The 18,894-nt window shown below is 66.1% G+C and carries 17 protein-coding genes; 8 read left to right on the forward strand and 9 right to left on the reverse strand.

Features of this window, described 5'->3' with window-relative positions:
* Positions 1-18 precede the first annotated feature (18 nt).
* Positions 19-993, reverse strand: a complete 975-nt coding sequence (locus CDO87_RS02530) for a tripartite tricarboxylate transporter substrate binding protein (RefSeq protein ID WP_100927300.1) — start codon at positions 991-993, stop codon at positions 19-21.
* Between the two features lie 185 nt (positions 994-1,178).
* On the opposite strand from CDO87_RS02530, the gene CDO87_RS02535 reads away from it, so the two are divergent.
* The 3 genes from CDO87_RS02535 to CDO87_RS02545 are packed head-to-tail and all read left to right on the forward strand — an operon-like array spanning position 1,179 to position 4,277.
* Positions 1,179-1,850, forward strand: coding sequence for a response regulator transcription factor (locus CDO87_RS02535; protein WP_100927301.1), 672 nt, complete (start codon positions 1,179-1,181; stop codon positions 1,848-1,850).
* A complete protein-coding gene (locus CDO87_RS02540) occupies positions 1,843-3,243 on the forward strand; it encodes a sensor histidine kinase (protein WP_100927302.1) in 1,401 nt (466 codons plus the stop codon). Before CDO87_RS02535 ends, CDO87_RS02540 begins: the two co-directional genes overlap by 8 nt.
* On the forward strand, positions 3,240-4,277 hold the full coding sequence (locus tag CDO87_RS02545) for an ABC transporter substrate-binding protein (protein ID WP_254698299.1): 1,038 nt from the start codon (positions 3,240-3,242) through the stop codon (positions 4,275-4,277). The genes CDO87_RS02540 and CDO87_RS02545 overlap by 4 nt, the downstream gene beginning before the upstream one ends.
* 47 nt (positions 4,278-4,324) lie before the next feature.
* On the opposite strand, the gene CDO87_RS02550 is transcribed toward CDO87_RS02545, so the two are convergent.
* The 6 genes from CDO87_RS02550 to glpK form a co-directional block, all read right to left on the reverse strand.
* A complete protein-coding gene (locus CDO87_RS02550; RefSeq protein WP_283982793.1) occupies positions 4,325-5,116 on the reverse strand; it encodes an amino acid ABC transporter ATP-binding protein in 792 nt (263 codons plus the stop codon).
* 10 nt (positions 5,117-5,126) lie between these two features.
* A complete protein-coding gene (locus tag CDO87_RS02555; RefSeq protein ID WP_100927304.1) occupies positions 5,127-6,512 on the reverse strand; it encodes an amino acid ABC transporter permease in 1,386 nt (461 codons plus the stop codon).
* 13 nt (positions 6,513-6,525) lie between these two features.
* Positions 6,526-7,779: an amino acid ABC transporter permease gene (locus CDO87_RS02560; RefSeq protein ID WP_100927305.1), complete on the reverse strand. Its 1,254-nt coding sequence runs from the start codon at positions 7,777-7,779 to the stop codon at positions 6,526-6,528.
* Positions 7,780-7,902: 123 nt separating this feature from the next.
* Positions 7,903-8,916, reverse strand: a complete 1,014-nt coding sequence (locus CDO87_RS02565) for an amino acid ABC transporter substrate-binding protein (protein ID WP_100927306.1) — start codon at positions 8,914-8,916, stop codon at positions 7,903-7,905.
* A gap of 501 nt (positions 8,917-9,417) precedes the next feature.
* Entirely contained in the window at positions 9,418-10,539 is a 1,122-nt protein-coding gene (locus CDO87_RS02570; RefSeq protein ID WP_157814896.1) for an iron-containing alcohol dehydrogenase, read from the reverse strand.
* Positions 10,536-12,029: a glycerol kinase GlpK gene (glpK, locus tag CDO87_RS02575; protein ID WP_100927308.1), complete on the reverse strand. Its 1,494-nt coding sequence runs from the start codon at positions 12,027-12,029 to the stop codon at positions 10,536-10,538. Before glpK ends, CDO87_RS02570 begins: the two co-directional genes overlap by 4 nt.
* Before the next feature lie 312 nt (positions 12,030-12,341).
* Between glpK and CDO87_RS02580 the strand changes: the two genes are divergently transcribed.
* A complete protein-coding gene (locus CDO87_RS02580) occupies positions 12,342-13,244 on the forward strand; it encodes a 5-dehydro-4-deoxyglucarate dehydratase (RefSeq protein WP_198521874.1) in 903 nt (300 codons plus the stop codon).
* Between the two features lie 24 nt (positions 13,245-13,268).
* Here the strand turns inward: CDO87_RS02580 and CDO87_RS02585 are convergent, their stop codons facing one another.
* Both CDO87_RS02585 and CDO87_RS02590 read right to left on the reverse strand, forming a co-directional pair.
* On the reverse strand, positions 13,269-13,787 hold the full coding sequence (locus CDO87_RS02585) for a GNAT family N-acetyltransferase (protein WP_100927310.1): 519 nt from the start codon (positions 13,785-13,787) through the stop codon (positions 13,269-13,271).
* A gap of 11 nt (positions 13,788-13,798) precedes the next feature.
* The gene (locus CDO87_RS02590) at positions 13,799-14,359 is read right to left on the reverse strand and encodes a helix-turn-helix domain-containing protein (RefSeq protein ID WP_100927311.1); all 561 of its coding nucleotides are present in this window, start codon (positions 14,357-14,359) and stop codon (positions 13,799-13,801) included.
* Positions 14,360-14,889: 530 nt separating this feature from the next.
* Between CDO87_RS02590 and CDO87_RS02595 the strand changes: the two genes are divergently transcribed.
* From CDO87_RS02595 to CDO87_RS02610, 4 genes are read left to right on the forward strand one after another with little or no spacing between them, the layout of a single operon-like run.
* Positions 14,890-16,311, forward strand: a complete 1,422-nt coding sequence (locus tag CDO87_RS02595; protein WP_100927312.1) for an aminotransferase — start codon at positions 14,890-14,892, stop codon at positions 16,309-16,311.
* A 58-nt stretch (positions 16,312-16,369) separates the two neighbouring features.
* Positions 16,370-16,648 carry a hypothetical protein gene (locus tag CDO87_RS02600; protein ID WP_100927313.1) on the forward strand — a complete coding sequence of 93 codons (279 nt, stop codon included), beginning with the start codon at positions 16,370-16,372 and terminating at the stop codon, positions 16,646-16,648.
* A complete protein-coding gene (locus CDO87_RS02605; protein WP_100927314.1) occupies positions 16,641-17,909 on the forward strand; it encodes a hypothetical protein in 1,269 nt (422 codons plus the stop codon). The genes CDO87_RS02600 and CDO87_RS02605 overlap by 8 nt, the downstream gene beginning before the upstream one ends.
* A 55-nt stretch (positions 17,910-17,964) precedes the next feature.
* The gene (locus CDO87_RS02610; RefSeq protein ID WP_100927315.1) at positions 17,965-18,885 is read left to right on the forward strand and encodes a s-adenosyl-l-methionine--l-methionine S-methyltransferase; all 921 of its coding nucleotides are present in this window, start codon (positions 17,965-17,967) and stop codon (positions 18,883-18,885) included.
* Positions 18,886-18,894 lie beyond the last annotated feature (9 nt).

The raw sequence follows: 18,894 nt of genomic DNA on the forward strand, positions 1-18,894 counted from the left end.
AAAGCGCGCGGGGGACGCTTACTTGATGATGCCGATTTCCTTGGAGATCGACTGGATCTTGGCCACGGATTCCTCGACGAAGGCCTGGAAGTCAGCACCCTGCAGGTCTAGCGGCGCGAGGCCGTTGGTCTCCATCACGGCTTTCCATTCGTCGGAGGCATAGAGCTCGCCGATCTTGGAAACCCATGCGTCATATGCCTCGTCCGACATGCCGCCCGGAGCGTAGAAGCCGCGCCAGTTGGCACCGATGGCGTCGACGCCCTGCTCTTTCGCGGTCGGCATCTCGGAGAATTCGCCACCCAGACGCTCGGGCGCGAGGACCGCGATCACCTTGATGTCGCCGGAGTCGACAAAGCCCTTCGCTTCGGAGATGTCGCCGGTGAAGGCCTGGACAGAGCCCGCCAGAAGCTGGGTCACCGCCTCGCCACCGCCGTCGAAGGCGATGTACTTGATCGAACGCACGTCATCGATGCCATAGGCGTTGGCCGCGATCAGGACCTTCAGGTGGTCCCAGCCGCCCACGGCCGACCCGCCCGCCACGGAGATCGTGGTCGGATCCGCCTTGATCTGGTCGAGCAGCGCGGGGAGCGTGTCGATCTCGGAGTCGGCGGCGACGGCGATCACGCCGTAATCCGCTCCGACCGACGCGAGCCAGCGCACCTGGTCCATTGTGTTGCCCGGATACGCGCCCTGCGCGAGGCGGGTCGCGGTGGCCGAGGATGCCGCGACGATCAGGTCGTTGCTGTCGTTACGCTTGTTCACCACTTCGGCGTAGGCCACGCCACCGCCGCCACCGGCGAGGTTGACGACCTGCATGGTCTTGTCGATCAGGCCAAGGTCCTGCAGCGACTTGCCTACCTGACGGCAGGTGAAGTCCCAGCCACCACCCGGGTTGGCCGGTGCGATACATTCAGGGTTTTCCTGCGCGCTGGCGGCAAGGGCGGATACGCCCACGAGTGCCGCGGCCACGACGAGCCGGGTTGCTTTGATCATGTCATTTTCCTCCACATTGGCAGCCGCGAGAGGCGACTGCCCGACATTCCCCGTAGTCACGACTGCCTTTGCAGCCTCCCTCGTTACGGGTTAGACAAAGGACGTAGCGAAGGAAGCTGTCGTGAAGCTGTCAAAGGCCGGAAAGCGGCGCGGAATTCGGCAGAAATGAAAGGGACGTCCCGGACATGCGGGTGCTGATGGTCGAAGACGCCACGGACCTTGCCGAAGGGGTCATCGCGCGCCTGAGCCAGGCCGGCATCGTGGGCGACCATGCAGTCGACCTCGAAGGCGCACGCGACCACCGGGCCGTCCAGACGTACGATGCCGTGATCCTCGACATCAACCTGCCGGACGGCTCCGGACTGGCGCTGCTGCGCGAGATGCGGGCAGGCGGCGACCGGACGCCTGTGCTGATGCTCACGGCGCTCGGAACGGTGGACGACCGGGTCGACGCGCTGGACATCGGCGCCGACGACTACCTCGTGAAACCCTTCGAACAACGCGAACTGGAGGCGCGGCTGCGGGCCATCGTCCGGCGCGAGACGGGGCCGAAGGCCGACCTTATCCAGCTTGCGAACCTCGGTTTCTCGCCGTCCGAAATGACCGCGACCATCGGCGACCGCAGGCTCGACCTGACACGGCGCGAAGCGACCGTGCTGGCCACATTCCTGCGGCATCCCGGTCAGGTCCTGTGCAAGCAGCGCCTCTACGACTCGCTCTTCGGGTTCGACGACGCGGACGTCGGGATCAACGCCATCGAGTTGTATGTCGCCCGGCTGCGCAAGAAGCTGACCGGCAGCGGCGTGTCGATCTCGACCCAGCGCGGCGTCGGCTATCGGATCGGGACGGATGATTGACCTGCACCGCCCGATCCGCAGCCTGACCGGCCGCGTACTGTCCGCGGTCATCCTGCTGCTGCTGCTGGGTGGCATGCTGGTCTCGGTCTGGACGTGGATCAACGGTCGCTCGGCGGCGCGGCAGACCTACGACCGCCTGCTGCTGGGCGCGGCGAACGACATCGCGGAATCGATCCGCATCCAGGACGGCAAGGCTGTGGTGGACCTGCCCGTCTCCGCCTTCGAGCTGCTGGCCCAGGCACCCGACGACCGAATCCACTACGACGTGCGCGGCCCCGACGGGCAACTCGTGACCGGCCTCTCCGACAGGTTCGAGCCGTCGGAAAGCTCGGATCGTGCCGCGCTCCTTCAGTTCTTCGACGACCGCATGCAGGGCGAGGCCGCGCGCTTTGTCCGTGTCGTCCGCCGCTTTGCCGAGCGCGACTTTTCCGGCAACGTGTCTGTCACCGTGGGGCAGACGCTCTCGGCACGGCAGGCGATGACGCTGGATCTTGCACTAGACGCGCTGGTGCCGCTGGCCTTTGCCGGGATCGCGCTGCTGGTCATCGCCTGGTTTGCCGTCCGCTCGGCCGTGCGGCCGCTGGAGGCACTGGCCTCCGACCTCGCGCGCCGCGACCCCTACGACCTGACGCCGATGCCGGTAGAGGGGCGTCCGCAGGAACTGCGCGTGATGCTGGAGTCCCTCAACCGTTTCATGCAGCGCCTCGACAAGCAGATCGACGGGATGCGTAACCTGATCTCTGACACGGCGCACCAGTTGCGCACGCCCGTCGCCGCGATCCGGGTGCAGGCAGAGACCATGGCGCGCGACGGCACACCGCCCAGCCGTCCGCTTGTCATGCTGCTGGCGCGGACGCGGTCGCTGGGCGACCTGCTGGACCAACTGTTGTCCCGGGCCATGGTCATCCACCGCGGCGACAGCGTGCCCCGCGTGGCCTTCGACCTGCGCGAGGTGGCGCTGGACCTGATCGAGCGGCGCGACCACGAACTTCTCTCCCCGGGGGCGGAGGTCCGGCTGGCCATCGGAGAGGACCCCGTGATCGCCGTGGCGGACCCTTTTTCCGTGGGTCAGGCGGCGAAGAACCTCCTGTCGAACGCGCTGAAACATGGCAAGCCGCCAGTGACCGTCGGCACCGAACTCAGCGGGGCAGAGGCCGTGATCTGGGTGGAAGACACCGGCACCGGCCCGCACGAAGCGGTCATCGCCTCCCTCGGCGCGCGCTTCGAACGGACCAAGACATCGCGGGAGGACAGCGTGGGCCTTGGCCTTTCCATCGTGGCCGCCGTGGCGACGGCCTCCGGCGGGCGGGTGGACATGAGTCGCACCGATCAAGGGTTCCGCGTGGCGCTTGTCCTGCCCGCAGACGACACCGCGCGGGAGGATCCGGCGTGACGCGCTTGCTCTGCCTCATCCTGATGTGCGCTCTGCTCCCCCGGGCCGGGGCCGCTCAGGAAGACCGGACCACCTTCGGCACCGGGGCAAGTCGTCTGGACGTCCGATCGACGACGGACATCGACATCATCCGGCCCGTGATGGAGCGGTTCGTGGAGGCCAATCCCGATCTCTCGGTGAACTACGAACAGTGGGGCTCCAATAACCTGTTCCGCAACACCCGCGACGCCTGCGCGGGCAGGATCCCCGCCGCCGACGCGGTCCTGTCCTCAGGCGTGCATCAGCTTGTCTGGCTGGTGAACGCCGCCTGCGGACACACCTATCGGTCAGAGAGCACCGCCGCCCTGCCCGCCTCCCGCCGGTGGCGCGACGAGCTTTGGGGCATCACCGAGGAACCGGCGGTCATCATCTACAACCTCGACGCGTTCAAGGGGGACGACGTGCCGCGCAGCCGGTTCGCCCTGCTCGACATGATGCGCAACCGCCCCGACCTCCTGCAGCGGCGCATCGCGACCTACGACATCGCGGCCTCCGGGCTTGGCTATCTCTTCGCCCATGCCGACAGCCTCGAGGCCACGACCTTCGGCGCCATGCTTGAAGGGTTCGCCCGCGTGCAGGCCGTGGCCACCTGCTGCTCGTCCGAGATCATCGACGCTGTGGCGGAGGGGCGGTTCCTGATCGCCTACAACGTCCTCGGGTCCTACGTCGCCAGCGACAGCACGCCCAACGTGGGCGTGATCCAGCCGGAGGATTACACCCTGATCCTGTCGCGCGGTTTCATGATCCCGCGCACCGCGCCCAACAAGGCCGCCGCCGTGCGTCTGCTGGACTTCCTGCTGTCGCCGCAGGCGCGCGACGCCCTGCGCGCCGCCGGGCTGGTGATGGAGCATGACCCGTCCGAGACCGCGCTGCTGCAAAGCGCCCGCCGCCCGATCCCCCTGTCGCCGCCGCTGCTGGTGGCGCTGGACCAGCAGCGGCGCGAGACCCTGCTTTCGCTCTGGCAGGGCGCGTTCAACCTCGGCGTTCTGCCATAGGAAAAGGGCGGCCCCTGGACCGCCCTTCCCTGTCGTGTCTGCCGCAGTCAGTGGCCGATGATCTGGCTCAGGAACTGCTTGGTGCGTTCGCTCTGCGGATTGTTGAAGAAGCGCGTCGGTTCGTTCTGTTCGACGATCTGGCCGTCGGCCATGAAGATCACGCGGTTCGCCACCGCCTGCGCAAAGCCCATCTCGTGGGTCACGCAGAGCATGGTCATCCCCTCCTCGGCCAGTTCGATCATGGTGTCGAGCACCTCCTTGATCATCTCCGGGTCGAGCGCCGAGGTCGGTTCGTCGAACAGCATGATGCGCGGCTTCATGCAGAGCGAGCGGGCGATGGCCACACGCTGCTGCTGACCGCCCGAAAGCTGCCCGGGGTACTTGCCCGCCTGATCGGGGATCTTGACCTTGTGCAGGAAGTGCATGGCGGTCTCGATGGCCTCTTTCTTCGGCGTCTTGCGGACGTGGATCGGGGCCAGCGTGCAGTTCTCGAGGATCGTCAGATGCGGGAAGAGATTGAAGTGCTGGAAGCACATGCCGACCTCGGACCGGATCTTGTCGATGTTCTTGAGATCGGACGTCAGCCGGGTGCCGTCCACCACGATGGAGCCCTTCTGGTGTTCCTCGAGCGCGTTGATGCAGCGGATCAGCGTGGACTTGCCGGACCCGGAGGGCCCGCAGATCACGATCCGCTCGCCGCGGAAGACCGTCAGGTCGATGTCGCGCAGGACGTGGAACTGGCCGTACCACTTGTTCATGCCGCGGATCTCGATGGCCACCTCGTCGGAGACTTCCAGCTTCCTGGCCGCCGGGGCCTCCATTGTCATTGGTTCTGTCATGATGTGTTCCTCAGCGGTTCGAGCGGTCGAGCTTGCGTTCCATGTGGACCGAGTACCGGGACATGCCGAAGCAGAAGACCCAGTAGATCAGCGCGATGGTGAGATAGCCGGTATAGGCCGTCGTGGGCGTGGACCATTCGGGGTCCTTCAGGGTGTTGTTCAGGATGCCCAGCAGGTCGAAGATCGAGATGATCAGCACCAGCGTGGTGTCCTTGAACAGGCCGATGAAGGTGTTCACGATCCCCGGGATCACCGTGGTCAGCGCCTGCGGCATGATGATCAGCCGCATCTGCTGCCAGAAACTCAGCCCCAGCGACATGCCGCCTTCGTACTGGCCCTTCGGAATGGCCTGAAGACCGCCCCGGATGACCTCTGCCATGTAGGCGGAGGCAAACAGCACCACGCCGATCATGGCGCGCAGCAGCTTGTTGAAGTCCACCCCCGGTTCGAGGAAGTAGGGCAGCATCGCCGAGGCGAAGAACAGCACCGAAATCAGCGGGATGCCCCGCACCACTTCGATGAAGATCACCGAGGTGTACTTGATGATCGGTGCGTTCGACCGCCGACCGAGTGCCAGCAGCATCCCCACCGGCAGCGAGATCACGATACCGAAGATCGCCACCACCAGCGTGATGGTCAGGCCGCCCCACTTGTTGGTCTCGACCACTTCGGTGCCGAGCGCCAGGTCGATGGCCATGGTCACCAGCGGCAACCCGCCCCAAAGCGCCAGCCCGCTCGCCGCGATCAGCAGCGCCGGAGCGAAGGCCGACCCCACGTCCCCGAAGCGTCCGGAATTGGCCAGCCACCATGCGGCGAAGATCACCGCCGCCAGAACCAGCGGGAACCATGCACCGGCAAAGATGTGGCCGAGGTCGCCATCTTCCTCGACCGGCATGCCGTTGAGCAGGACGAAGGCGATGACCGGAAACCCGGTCAGCATGAAGGCCGCCACCTTGCCGCGATGCGGCAGCGGGAAGATCAGCCACGCGATGCCGACCGCAAGGATCAGCATCGACAGCTTCACCCGCCAGACGTTTTCCTCCGGGTAGAAGCCGAACATGAACTGGTACCACTTCGCCTGGACGAACGGCCAGCAGGCCCCGGTCGGATTGACGAAGCAGGCCTCGCGCTTCAGCCCCTCCGGGTCGGAGAAGGTCGCATTGAAGACGGCGAAGTCCAGCAGCGTCCAAGTCATCCACACCAGCGAATACGCGGCGAAGACGGTGATCAGGATCATCATGACCGAGCCCACGGCCTTGCCGGGGCTGGTGAAGTCCGACATCGAGGCGAAGATGTTCCGCCACAGCCAGCCGCGCAGACCGACCTCGGTCGGCGGAGCGGGCAGAACGGGCGCTTCGTGGGTGCGGACCCAGTGATCTGTTTCGTGTTCTTGCATCAGATCGTCCCCCTTACCGTTCGACCAGCGCGACGCGGTTGTTGAACCAGTTCATGAAGGCCGACGTCAGCAGCGAGATCGTGAGGTACACGAGGATCACCACGGCGATGATCTCGATCGCGCGTCCCACCTGGTTCAGGATCGTGCCCGCGAAGGCCGCGACCAGTTCCGGGTAGCCGATGGCGGCCGCCAGAGAGCTGTTCTTGGTCAGGTTCAGGTACTGCGAGGTCAGCGGCGGCACGATCACGCGGAACGCCTGCGGCAGAACCACCTTGCGCATCGTCAGGCCGTCCGGCAGACCCAGCGCGCCTGCGGCCTCGGACTGGCCCTCCGGCACGGCCTGGATCCCGGCGCGGACGATTTCCGCGATGAAGGCCGCCGTATAGGTGAAGAGCGCGAGGAAGAGCGCCATGAACTCCGGCGCGATGTAGCTGCCGACACCCATCTCGAAGCCCTGGCGGAAGATCGGCCCCTCGGTCACGTAGTTCGGCCACTCGATGGTGACCGGGCGCCCGGAGACCAGGTAGACCAGCGTCGGGACGACGACGATCAGGCCCAGCGTCACAAGGAGGACCGGGGACGGCTGACCCGTCTTGTCCTGCCTCTTCTTGGCCCATCTGGCGTAGGCCCAGGCCCCGACGCATGCGGCGATGAAGGCCACCAGCGTGAAGATGAACCCGTCCTCGACGATGGGGAACGGACCGTAGATGCCCTTCGCGTCGAACTGGAGCAGGCCGGGCACGAGCGTGTAGTAGACGCCGCGCTCGGAGGGCGCCACGATCCGCATCACCGCCGTCCAGAAGAAGATCTGGAGCAGCAGAGGCACGTTGCGCAGAAGCTCGATGTAGACGGTCGCAAAGCCGCGCAGCACGAAGTTGCTCGACAGCCGGAAGATCCCGAGCAGGAAGCCCCAGATCGTCGCAAAGAAGATGCCGGCAATCGCCACGATCAGCGTGTTGGCGATGGACAGGAGGAACACGTCGAAGATCGTGCTCTGCCCCGGTTCGTAATCCAGAAGCCAGGTCCCGAAGGTGGTCAGGATCTGGATGTCGGACGGCCTGTCGAAGAAGTCGAAGCCGAATTCCTTGTTCTGATCGGCCAGGTTCTGCGCGGCGTTCTGCAGCGCAAGCCAGATCAGCCCGATGATGATGAGGGCGAGCACGCCCTGGAAGAAAAGCGATCTCGCGCGGCTGTCGAAGACCAGCGCCGCAAGACCCCTGCGTTCCTCTGTCCCCTGCTGGCCGTCGCTGTCGGTCACAGATGTCATGGATGTTCCCCGCTTGTTTTATTGGAAAAGGGGCAGAGGCATGCCTCCGCCCCTTTCCGTTCTTGATGGGTCGCGGTTCAGTTCAGGCCGGTCGGTGGACGACCGGCCGTTCGCCTCGTCCGATCAGCGGATCGGCGGTGCGTACATGAAGCCGCCGTTGTTCCACAGGTTGTTCACGCCGCGGTCCAGCTTCAGCGGGGTGTCGGGGCCGACGTTGCGCTCGTACATCTCGCCGTAGTTGCCGACCTGCTCGACGGCCTTCTTGATGAAGTCCGCTTCGAGGCCGAGCGACGCGCCGTAGTTGTTGTCGCCAACACCCAGGATGCGCTGCACGGACGGGTTCTCGGAGCTCATCATCTCTTCGACGTTCTCGGAGGTGATGCCGTACTCTTCGGCTTCGATCACGCCGAACAGCACCCACTTGGCGATCTTCATCCACTGCTCGTCACCGGCGCGGACGGACGGCCCGAGCGGCTCCTTCGAGATGGTTTCCGGCAGCACGACGTGCGCTTCCGGATCCGCCAGCTTCAGACGCTCTGCGGCCACACCCGAACGGTCGGTGGTGAAGACGTCGCAACGGCCGGCGCCGTAGGCTGCGATCACCTCGTCCGAGTTCTCCAGCGCGACCAGTTCGAAGGTCATGTCGTGCTGCTGGAAGTAGTCGGTGATGTTCAGCTCGGTGGTGGTGCCGGTGTTGGTGCAGATGGTCGCGCCATCCAGTTCCAGCGCCGATTTGATGCCCAGACCGGCCGGAACCATCATGCCCTGGCCGTCGTAGTAGTTCACGCCGACGAAGGTGATGCCGAGGTCGGTGTCACGGGTGATGGTCCAGGTGGTGTTGCGCGACAGCACGTCGATCTCGCCGGAGGACAGCGCTGTGAAGCGGTCCTTCGCGGAGAGCGAGACATACTCGACGGCATTCGCATCGCCCAGAACCGCAGCGGCCAGCGCCTTGCAGTAGTCGACGTCGATGCCGGTCCATTCGCCCGCGTCGTTGGTGGCAGAGAAGCCCGGAAGGCCTTGGCTCACGCCGCATTTCAGAGAGCCTGCTGCCTTCACGTCGTCGAGCGTGGCAGCGCCGGCGGCACCGGCGGCCATGGCTGTTGCGACAGCGACGGTCATCAGTTTGGTTTTCATGTGGTCCTCGCTTGTTGGATTGTCGATGCATGCCCCGTTAGCCGGGGATCGGTCTTTGAAGGTTTTCCTTTGCCCCGGTTTCCGGTCACCGAACGGCCACGTGCAGCACAGCCAAAGACGGCTTGCGACACGGCCCGCTCACGGCGGTTTGGAAGCGGAGTTTCGATCTGCATCATCAAAATCGGTAAACCATTTGACTGCCGGGTGTAAATTGCAACTTGTTTCATCGCGGGGAGCGCAACTGGTGGAACCCGTCTGCGGATTTCAAGTACCCCCTGCAGTATGTTGATTTTATTTGTAAAATAACGCGGCACCGCGAATGGCCATCCAATCGGACTTGTTCACGAGCATGAGAATATGATCATTTTTTCATCACGGAGGCGCATTTACAGGATTTAACAGTGTACTATTAAGCCCTATTCCGGTCGCAATTGCGCGCAAAGCAACCTTGGGTTGAATCCGGATTCGACCGCGAAAAATGCTAACGGTAACAGGGCTGTCTCAGGCCGCAGATCCGAGAACGGAAACCAGTTGCGGTACAGTCAGTTGGACCGGGTTCCCCTTCATGGAGGAGGACTGCAGCGACTCCTCGACCACCGCCTCCGCATCGAAGGTGCCAAGGCCCGGGAAATCCGTTCCCGACATCAAATCGCGCAACAGGTCCGGAGCGGTTTCGCCCGGTCGCCCCATGCCACGCGCCACCATCTCGTCGACCTCGTCGAAGCGCCCGGTGTCTAGACCCGCAGCCAGGCAGGCCTCCCGGTTGACCTTCAGCACAGGAGGCAGGAGCCGCGCGCATATAGCTCCGTGCGGCGCCTTCGTACATCCGCCCAACACGCCGGCCAGCCCGTGCACCGCGCCCAATCCAGCGTTCGCGAGGGCAATGCCGCTCAGATGAGCAGCGACAAGCATCGTCTGTCGGGCATCCGGGTCTTCTCCCTTCGAAAGGCGGGACAAGGCTCCTGCCGCCAACGGGATGGCCGCGCGGCACAGGACATCGGTTTCGGGTGTGGCCCTGATGGACACGAACGCCTCGATCAGTTGCGTCAGCGCGTCCATGCCGGTGCTCAGCGTGACCGGCCATGGCGCCCCGTCCGTCAGATCGGCGTCGAGCACCGCCAGCCCCGGCACCATGCGCGGATCGCGCAGGCTGACTTTGCGGCGGTGGTCCGGCACGTCGATCACCGCGTTCTTCGTGGCCTCGGCGCCGGTGCCCGCCGTGGTGGGGACCGCGATCAGCGGCAAGGGAGGCTCGGCCAGCGGTTGCCCGGCACCGACCACTTCGAGATGGTCGAGAACCCCGGCCGGCGCGGGCACCAGTGCCGCCAAGGCCTTGCCCAAGTCGATGACCGAACCGCCGCCGATCGCCACCACGATCCCCGCCCCCGACTCGCGCAACTCGGAGACCAGTGCCTCGACCAGTGGCAGAGACGGTTCGCCCGTTGCGATCACCGGAAACACCGGCCGGCCCGCCGCCATCAGTTCCGCGAGCAGCACGTCGACCCAGGGCACCGACTGCCCGCGCACGACGATGATGGCGCCCCGCAGCGGCGTGACGGCCTCGAGTACCGCACTGCGGCTCCCGCGGCCCGAGACGGTTCTGGCCGGGACGATCAGGCTCAAAACGCGAAGCCGATGGTGGCCTCCACCGCCCTCTTCCACGCCGCATAACTGGCGCTGCGCCGGTCCTCCGCCATGTTGGGTTCAAAGCGTTTCTCGGCGCTCCAGCCCGCCGCGAAACTCTCCATGTCGGGCAGGATGCCGACCGCGGTGCCGGCGAGCCACGCCGCGCCAGTGGCCGTCGTCTCCAGCACCGGGGGCCGCTCCACCGGCGCGTCGATGATGTCCGACAGGAACTGCATCGCGTAGTCCGAGGCGCTCATGCCGCCGTCGATCCGCAGCGCCGTGTCGTCGCCGCCCGACGACCAGTCGGCTTTCATTGCCTCCAGCAGGTCGTGGGTCTGGAAGCCCACCGACTGCAGCGCGGCGCGGGCGAACTCCTCCGGTCCCGAGTTGCGCGTCAGGCCGAACACGGCGCCCCGGCACTCGGCGTTCCAGTAGGGCGCGCCCAACCCGGTGAAGGCGGGCACGAGGATGACCTCCTGCGCATCGTCGGCGCGTTCGGCCAGCGGTTGCGTCTCGGCGGCGTTGCGCACGATCTTCAGCCCGTCGCGCAGCCATTGCACCACGGCCCCGGCGATAAAGATCGACCCTTCGAGCGCATATGTCGGCTTGCCGTCCAGCTGGTAGGCGATGGTCGTCAGCAGGCGGTTGTTCGACCGGACGGGTTCGTCCCCGGTGTTCAGCAGGGCGAAACAGCCGGTGCCGTAGGTCGACTTCAGCATCCCCGGCTTGAAACACGCCTGCCCGATGGTCGCCGCCTGCTGATCGCCCGCGATGCCGCGGATCGGGATCGGCTGACCGAACAGGTCCGCACGGGTCTCGCCGAAGTCGGCGGCGCAGTCGCGCACCTCGGGCAGCATCGACATGGGAATGCCCAGCTTGTCGCAGATCGTCTTCGACCAGCGTCCCTTGCGGATGTCATAGAGCATCGTCCGCGCGGCATTGGTCGCGTCGGTCAGGTGCTCCGCGCCGCCGGTCAGGTGCCAGACCAGCCAGGTATCGACCGTCCCGAACACCAGTTCGCCCGCCTCTGCCCGTTCGCGCGCGCCTTCGACATTGTCGAGAAGCCAGGCCAGTTTCGTGCCCGAGAAATAGGGGTCGAGCAGAAGCCCGGTGCGGTCGGTAACCGTCTCCTCGAAACCCTCCGCCTTCAGTCCCTTGCAGAACTCGGACGTGCGGCGGTCCTGCCAGACGATGGCGTTGTGCATGGGTTTGCCGGTCTTGCGGTCCCAGACGAGTGTCGTTTCGCGCTGGTTGGTGATGCCGATGGCGGCGATGTCCCCGGCGCGCACCCCGGCCTTCTCCATCACGCCGCGACAGGTGGCCGCCGTCGTCGTCCAGAGGTCGGAACAGTCGTGCTCCACCCAGCCGGACGCGGGATAGTGCTGGTCGAATTCCTCCTGTGACGTCGCCACGATCTTCAGATCGGTGTCGAAGAGGATCGAGCGGGTGGACGTGGTGCCTTGGTCGATGGCCAGGATGAGGGTCATGGAACCTCGCTGTTCATTGGGGCGGGGCGGCCGCAGCCGGACCCGTCATTTCCGCCAGAAGACAGGCCTTGGCCCCGGAAATCAAGGGATGCAGGCCGGAACCTGTCACACAGGCCGTGTGGCGCCGGAGGCCGGGAACGCGCCTCGCCCTGCCCCGGCGGTCCAATCGCCCGGTGGCCTTTGGCGGACCCGGCATCTTGCAATCGCGCCACGCGGGGTGCAGCCTGCGACCAACCTGATCCCGGCCCATGACCCTGCCCGCCACCGGCGGCGCAGGCCATTTTGCGCCCTGCCAAGAAAGTTCGTCCCATGATCGACCCCAGCGCGCTGCGCGACATCATCCGCTCCGGTCTCCTGTCCTTCCCGGTCACGCCGTTCGACGCGGACGACGCCTTCAACCCCAAAGCCTTTGCTGCGCATCTCGAGTGGCTGGCGCCGCATCCGATCGCCGGGCTGATCGTTGCCGGCGGCACCGGAGAGATGTTCTCCCTTACCCCGTCCGAGATCGTGGAGGTCGTCCGCACCGCCCGCGCGGCACAGCCAAACGATCCCATCATCGCGGGTTGCGGCTATGGCACACGGATGGCCTGCGACCTCGCCCGCGAGATCGAGGCGGCGGGCGGCGACGGGATCCTCTTGCTGCCGCACTACCTGATCGGTGCGCCGCAGGACGGGATCGAGGCGCACATCCGCGCCGTCTGCAAGGCGACGCGCATGGGAGTGATCGTCTACAATCGCGGTCAGTCGGTGGTGTCGGCAGAGACGCTGGCGCGGCTGGCCGAGGACTGCCCCAACCTGATCGGCTTCAAGGACGGGACCGGCGACATAGACACGGTCAAGCGCATCACCGTCGGGCTGGGCGACAGGCTGGCCTACATCGGCGGCATGCCCACGCATGAACTCTTTGCGCAGGCCTATCGCGGCGCGGGCGTGGACACCTATTCCTCTGCCGTCTTCAATTTCGTCCCCGAGACCGCACTGAAGTTTCACAACGCGTTTGTTTCAGGCGACGATGCCACCTGCGAGGCGATGCTGCGCGACTTCTACTATCCGTTCGCCAGGGTCCGCGACCGCAAGACCGGTTATGCCGTATCCGCGATCAAGGCGGGCGTCGCCCTGCGCGGGTTCGAAACGGGACCTGTCCGGTCTCCGCTCACAGACCTGACGGGCGAAGAACGCGAGATGCTGCGCGCCGTCATCGGCGACCGGACCTGAGCGGCGATGCGGTGGCCCCGGACCTCACAGCTTCATGTACATGTAGGTCGTCGGATGTAGCGCGCGGCCATCGGGATCGAAGGCGAAGTCGGGGATGACCCCGGCCACCTCGAACCCGACCGAGGCATAAAGCGGCTCTGCCCGGTCGCCGGTCCGGGTGTCGAGCGTCACAAGCGTCTTCTTCCGCGCCCGGGCTTCCTCCAGCGCCGCCAGCATGAGCTTGCGCCCGATGCCCTGACGGCGGCTGCCGGGATGCACGATCATCTTCGCGATCTCGGCCCGGTGCGGCTGGTTCGGGGGCATGGCGATCAACAGTTGCACGGTCCCCACCACCTCGCCATCCTTCAGCGCGCCGAACAGGACGCGCCCCCCGGCAGCCACGTCCGGGAAGACCGAGGTCTCGAACCAGCGCGCGCCCTCCTGTGCCGTGAAGGGCTGCATGAAGCTGATGGCCGCCCCGTCGGTCACGCTGTCGGCCAGCACACGCCCCAGCCCGGAGGCGTACCGATGCATTTCCGTTATCTTGACGATCTCCAGTGTCACGGTCGTCTGTCCTATCTGATGCAGAGGATGTACCGGGCGCCCTCTTCCCCGGCTTCGAAAAGCGTCGCTCCGTAAAGCGCGTAGCGCAGGCAGTCCCGGGGGCGCAGGTCATGCGCCTCCCCCCCGACCGTCAGCCTCAACCGCCCTTCGAGCAGGACGAGGTGATGCTCCTGCCCCGCCACGGACGGGCTGTCGTAGGAAATCCGTGCGGACGGCTTCAACGTGCCTTCGATCACCTCGAAACTCAGCGCCCCGGTGCGCGGAGAAACGACGCGGCGCGTGAACCCGGCCTCCGCGTCCGTCCAGACCGTCTGCATCTCTCCCTTGACCAGCGGCACGAAGACATCGTCGAGCGGCGCGATCAGGCGGGAGATCGGTACCGAAAAGGCGGTGGCCAGCTTGCCCAGCGTCTCGGCGGTCGGGCTGGCCTCGGCGTTCTCGATCCGCGACAGCGTGGCCCGGCTGACGCCCGAACGCGCTTCGAGGTCGTTCAGGGTCATCCCGCGGTCCACCCGCATGGACTTCAGGTGCGAGGCGAGGCTGACCGAGTCGGATTGAAGCGTGATTCCCATATTCGGGACAATTCCCAAATCTGATGAATGCGTCAATCGGGAAGTTGCGCCGGTTCACCAAACTCTGCGTTCGCGCAGCAAGCGGCGGCGTGGAACGTGGTCCCGGCAGTTCGGCATATGCGGGAAAAAGACACAGGGAATTGGACCCGCTGCGTATCCTGATCCGCGCCGACGGGGCAATTCCTGCCTAAAGATCGTGCAGGAGCGTGGATATTGCGGCCAATCGGGCCGCTTGCCGAAAAACCTTGGCGCGGCGGGTTCAGTTCTCGCCTCAGACGGGTAGTCTGGACGCACGGCAGGAAGGCCCGCGCGGGACACTGATCCCGCACATGAGAGGCCTCCCTTGCAGCGGTGACACGCGCGGCACGCCTTTCGGCACCCGGCCCGCGCAATGCAGCGAAGACGCGAACGCGCGCCTGCGGAACCGCATCACAGCGAAGAGGCCGCTCAAGGCCGACGATGGAACGAGGCGGTCCGGCAGGGCCGGCGAGAGGGCGTTCGCGCGCCCCAACGAGAGGCGAAACCGCACCATGGAGACACTGGCCCATTCACTGTCCGAAACGGAGACCGCCGAGACGATACCGGCAGAGACGGCCTCCGAGGCCGACGCACGCCACGTCCTGCATCCCTGGGCCGATCTGAGCGGGTTGGGCGAACAGACCTCACTGGTGATCAGCCAGGCGAAGGGCGTGCGCGTCCGCGACAGTTCTGGCAAGACTTACCTCGACGCGATCGGCGGCATGTGGTGCATGACGCTGGGCTACGGACGCGAGGAGCTGGCGGAGGCAATGGCCGATCAGGCCCGCCGCATGGCCTATTATACACCCTTCGGCGATCTTTCGAGCGAACCCGCCGCACGGCTGGCCGAACGGCTCTCGCAGCTTGCGCCCGGCGACCTGAACCGCGTGCATTTCACCACCTGCGGCTCGACCGCGGTGGAATCCGCGATCCGCATCGCGCATTACCACTTCGCTGCACAGGGACGGCCCGAAAAGCGGCATGTCCTGTCGCGCATCAACGCCTACCACGGCGGCACCTACCTGACGCAGTCGCTATCCGGCAAGGACGCAGACCGCACGCATTTCCAGTACGAGACCGACTTCGTCCACCACCTGTCCAGCCCGGGACACGACGCAGACCGCTCGAACCTGTCCGGCGCGGAAAAGCTTCAGGAGCTCCTGGACGAGATGGAGGCAAAGATCGCCCGCATCGGTGCCGACAAGATCGCCTGTTTCATCGCGGAGCCTATCCTCGCCTCGGGCGGCGTGCTGACCCCGCCCGAGGGCTATCAGAAGGCCACCTTCGATCTCTGCCGGAAGCACGACATCCTCTATATCTCGGACGAGGTGGTGACCGGCTTCGGACGTCTGGGGCACTTCTTCGCGTCCGAGGCCCGCTTCGGCATCCAGCCCGACATGATCATCACCGCGAAGGGCCTGACCTCCGGCTACCAGCCGCTTGGTGCCGTGCTGATCTCCGACCGGATTTCCGACGCGTTGGCCGAGGCCGCGCCCAAGGACAAGCCGGTCTTTTCCAACGGGTTCACCTATTCCGGTCATCCGGTGGCCTGCGCCGTGGCGCTCGCCAACATCGAGATCATGGAGCAGGAGGACATCTGCGGCCACGTGCGCGACGTCGGCCCCTACTTCATCCAGCGGCTGCGCGAACTGCGCGACAATCCCATCGTCTACACGGTGCGCGGCGATCACCTGATGGCCTGCGTCGAATGCTGGACCGGAGAAGAGGCCGGCCCCAACGCCGCCAACATCGCGCTTGCCCAGAAGGTCGACGCCTATTGCCAGGAGGCCGGCCTGCTGGTGCGCCCCTACGAGAACCTCTGCATACTGTCGCCGCCGCTGATCATCGACCGGCCAGATATCGACCGCATCATCGCGACACTGTCGGACGCCCTTGCACAGGCCAGGGCCGACCTCGCCGCGGGCGACATTTGAGACGGCCACCCCTCATTTCCATCGCGGCCCGTGCCGCACAACGTATCAGGGACACCACATGACACAACAACCGACCAGCTTCATCGATTGCCGTGGCCTCTCCGCTCCGCTGACCGTTCTCCGCATCAAGCAGGCCGTCGTCGGCCGCAGCGACTGCGGGCTGCCGCTGGACGTGCTTGTCGATGGCGATTTCACCGACAGCGACCGGGTGACCGCCTGCCTGACCGGCGAAAGCACCGACATCCGCCTGCTCTATTCCTCGCCCGACCTGCGCGAATTCGCCCTCGTGGCCGCGGCCTCCGCGAAAGGACCCGAGCAGAGCGCGACGCATGTCTGAAACCACCGTTGCGACACCCGCGACCGGGGCAACCACGAAGACAGCGGCGCGCCCCGCCCCGTGGTGGCAGCGCGAGGACCTGGCCTACCGTCACGGGCGCCTGCACCTCGGGACCGCAGACCTTGACGCGCTGGCCCGCAAGACCGGCACGCCTGCCTACGTGATCCGGGCGCCGCGGGTGATCGACAAGCTGCGCAGCCTGCACCGGGCGATGGACGCGGCCCTTGCGCCCGCCGGTCTGGGCCACCGCTTCTACTACGCGATCAAAGCCAACCGCACCCCGCAGTATCTGTCCTACCTCGCGGCGCAGGACCTGTGCGGGGCCGACATCTGCTCGCCGGAAGAGCTGCTGCATGCCTTGTCCTGCGGCTTTCGTGAAGAGGACATCTCCTTCACCGGAACGTCGCTCGGCACGGAGGACATCGCCTTCCTGTCCCGCTTCGACGCGATCAACGTGAACTTCGACAGCCTGTCGGCCCTGCGGAAGTACGCGCGCGCCTGCCCGGGACGAAAGGTCGGCCTGCGCATCAACCCGGATCGCGGCATCGGCTACGGCGGCAGCGACATGCTGCAATACAGCGGGATCGAGGCGACGAAGTTCGGCATCTACCTCGACCGCCTGCCCGAGGCCATCGCCATCGCAGAGGAGCACGGCCTGCAGATCACCCGCCTGCATTTCCACGCGGGCTGCGGCTATCTCGACCGGGAGATGGAGCAGTTCGCCGCGGTGCTCGACGCCAGCCGCGCCTTCATCGACCGACTGCCCGGCCTGACCGAGGTGAACATCGGCGGCGGCCTCGGCGTGCCGCATCGCTCGGGCGACGCCCCGCTGGACCTGAACCGCTGGGCCGCGACCATCGCTCAGGCGTATGGCGGCTACGACTTCACCGTGGCTGTGGAGCCGGGCGATTTCCTGATCAAGGACGCGGGCGTCCTGTTGACCCGCGTGACCTATCGCGAACGCCGCAAGGAGGTCGAGTTCCTCGGCCTCGACGCCGGGTTCAACCTCGCCATGGAGCCGGCCTTCTACGGCCTGCCGTGCGAGCCGGTGCCCGCCGTGCCGCGGAGCGCGCCCGAAGGACGGTTCACCGTGGTCGGCAACGTCAACGAGGCCCTGGACAAATGGGCCGTCGACCACACAATGCCCGCCCCCGAAGAGGAGGACGTGATCGTGCTGCTGAACTCCGGGGGATACGCCGCCTCCATGCGGTCGGACCACTGCCTGCGCGGCGCGGCCCGCACGGTTCTCTTGCTCGAATGATCCGGCGCGGCGCCGTCCCGGCCCCGTGCACCACGACGAAGCTACGGAAAAGCCCATGATCGACACAGACTTGTCCGGCGCCCGTCAGGTGTCGGAAACGGACACCGGCGTCACACCGCATTCACCGGAGTACGCCTTCGACCCGTCCGATCCGTGGACGCAGACCTTTCAGATCGCGCTGGAGCGTGCCGGGCTCGAGGACAGGACCGTCTACGAGGTGGGCATGGGCACCGGCGTCAACGCGGCCTTCCTGTTGCGGATGTGCGGTGCCAAACGTGTCGCGGGCAGCGACCTCGACCCGCGCATGGCCGCGCTGGCCGAACGCAACGTCGGCAGCCTAGCCCCGCAGGAGGCCCACCGGTTCCATCCCATCGAGGGCGCGGTCAGCCTGATCGACGCCCCCGCCGCCCTGAGCGAGGTGCAGAAGGCGGATGTGGTCATCGGGTGTCTGCCGCAGGTGGCCGATCCCGGCGACCCGCGCTTCGGCGCCTTCCGCAAGGCCAGCAAGACCGACCTGCCCGACGGCGCCGACGTGCAGGAGGACGACCACATCGCCCACTACTATCCGTGGAGCGCCTTCGAGGACTTCCCCTTCAATGCCGTGGGTCTTGGTCTGAACGAGGCGCTGCTTCGCCGGCTGCGGTCCTGCGCCCCCTCTGCCGACGTGATCCTGAACTTCGGCGCACGCATCGGCGTGCCGGTTCTTTTCGACCTCTTCGCGGCCAACGGCTATCGTCCTGAGAAACTGCACGCCCAGATCGTCAGGCAGCACGCCGGGACGGACATCTCCTTCTTTGTCGCGCTCGAACGGTCGCTGGGCGGCACCGGGTTCGACAAGGACTTTGCCTGCGCCTTCTACACCGACGCAGGGGGCAAGGCGCATATCTCCGCGACCGAAGCCCAGGCACTGATCGAAGCGGACCCGGACGCGGCAATATATCACGAGGTCTGCACGATCCGGGGCCGGCCCGCCTGATCGGCGCGC

The organism is Sagittula sp. P11 (assembly GCF_002814095.1).
Taxonomy (GTDB): domain Bacteria; phylum Pseudomonadota; class Alphaproteobacteria; order Rhodobacterales; family Rhodobacteraceae; genus Sagittula.

What these genes read in the sequence shown, in the direction of transcription:
- CDO87_RS02530 (WP_100927300.1), bottom strand. Translation starts at nt 993, where the DNA reads ATGATCAAAGCAACCCGGCTCGTCGTGGCCGCGGCACTCGTGGGCGTA.
- CDO87_RS02535 (WP_100927301.1), top strand. Translation starts at nt 1,179, where the DNA reads ATGCGGGTGCTGATGGTCGAAGACGCCACGGACCTTGCCGAAGGGGTC.
- CDO87_RS02540 (WP_100927302.1), top strand. Translation starts at nt 1,843, where the DNA reads ATGATTGACCTGCACCGCCCGATCCGCAGCCTGACCGGCCGCGTACTG.
- CDO87_RS02550 (WP_283982793.1), bottom strand. Translation starts at nt 5,116, where the DNA reads ATGACAGAACCAATGACAATGGAGGCCCCGGCGGCCAGGAAGCTGGAA.
- CDO87_RS02555 (WP_100927304.1), bottom strand. Translation starts at nt 6,512, where the DNA reads ATGCAAGAACACGAAACAGATCACTGGGTCCGCACCCACGAAGCGCCC.
- CDO87_RS02560 (WP_100927305.1), bottom strand. Translation starts at nt 7,779, where the DNA reads ATGACATCTGTGACCGACAGCGACGGCCAGCAGGGGACAGAGGAACGC.
- CDO87_RS02565 (WP_100927306.1), bottom strand. Translation starts at nt 8,916, where the DNA reads ATGAAAACCAAACTGATGACCGTCGCTGTCGCAACAGCCATGGCCGCC.
- glpK (WP_100927308.1), bottom strand. Translation starts at nt 12,029, where the DNA reads ATGACCCTCATCCTGGCCATCGACCAAGGCACCACGTCCACCCGCTCG.
- CDO87_RS02590 (WP_100927311.1), bottom strand. Translation starts at nt 14,359, where the DNA reads ATGGGAATCACGCTTCAATCCGACTCGGTCAGCCTCGCCTCGCACCTG.
- CDO87_RS02595 (WP_100927312.1), top strand. Translation starts at nt 14,890, where the DNA reads ATGGAGACACTGGCCCATTCACTGTCCGAAACGGAGACCGCCGAGACG.
- CDO87_RS02600 (WP_100927313.1), top strand. Translation starts at nt 16,370, where the DNA reads ATGACACAACAACCGACCAGCTTCATCGATTGCCGTGGCCTCTCCGCT.
- CDO87_RS02605 (WP_100927314.1), top strand. Translation starts at nt 16,641, where the DNA reads ATGTCTGAAACCACCGTTGCGACACCCGCGACCGGGGCAACCACGAAG.
- CDO87_RS02610 (WP_100927315.1), top strand. Translation starts at nt 17,965, where the DNA reads ATGATCGACACAGACTTGTCCGGCGCCCGTCAGGTGTCGGAAACGGAC.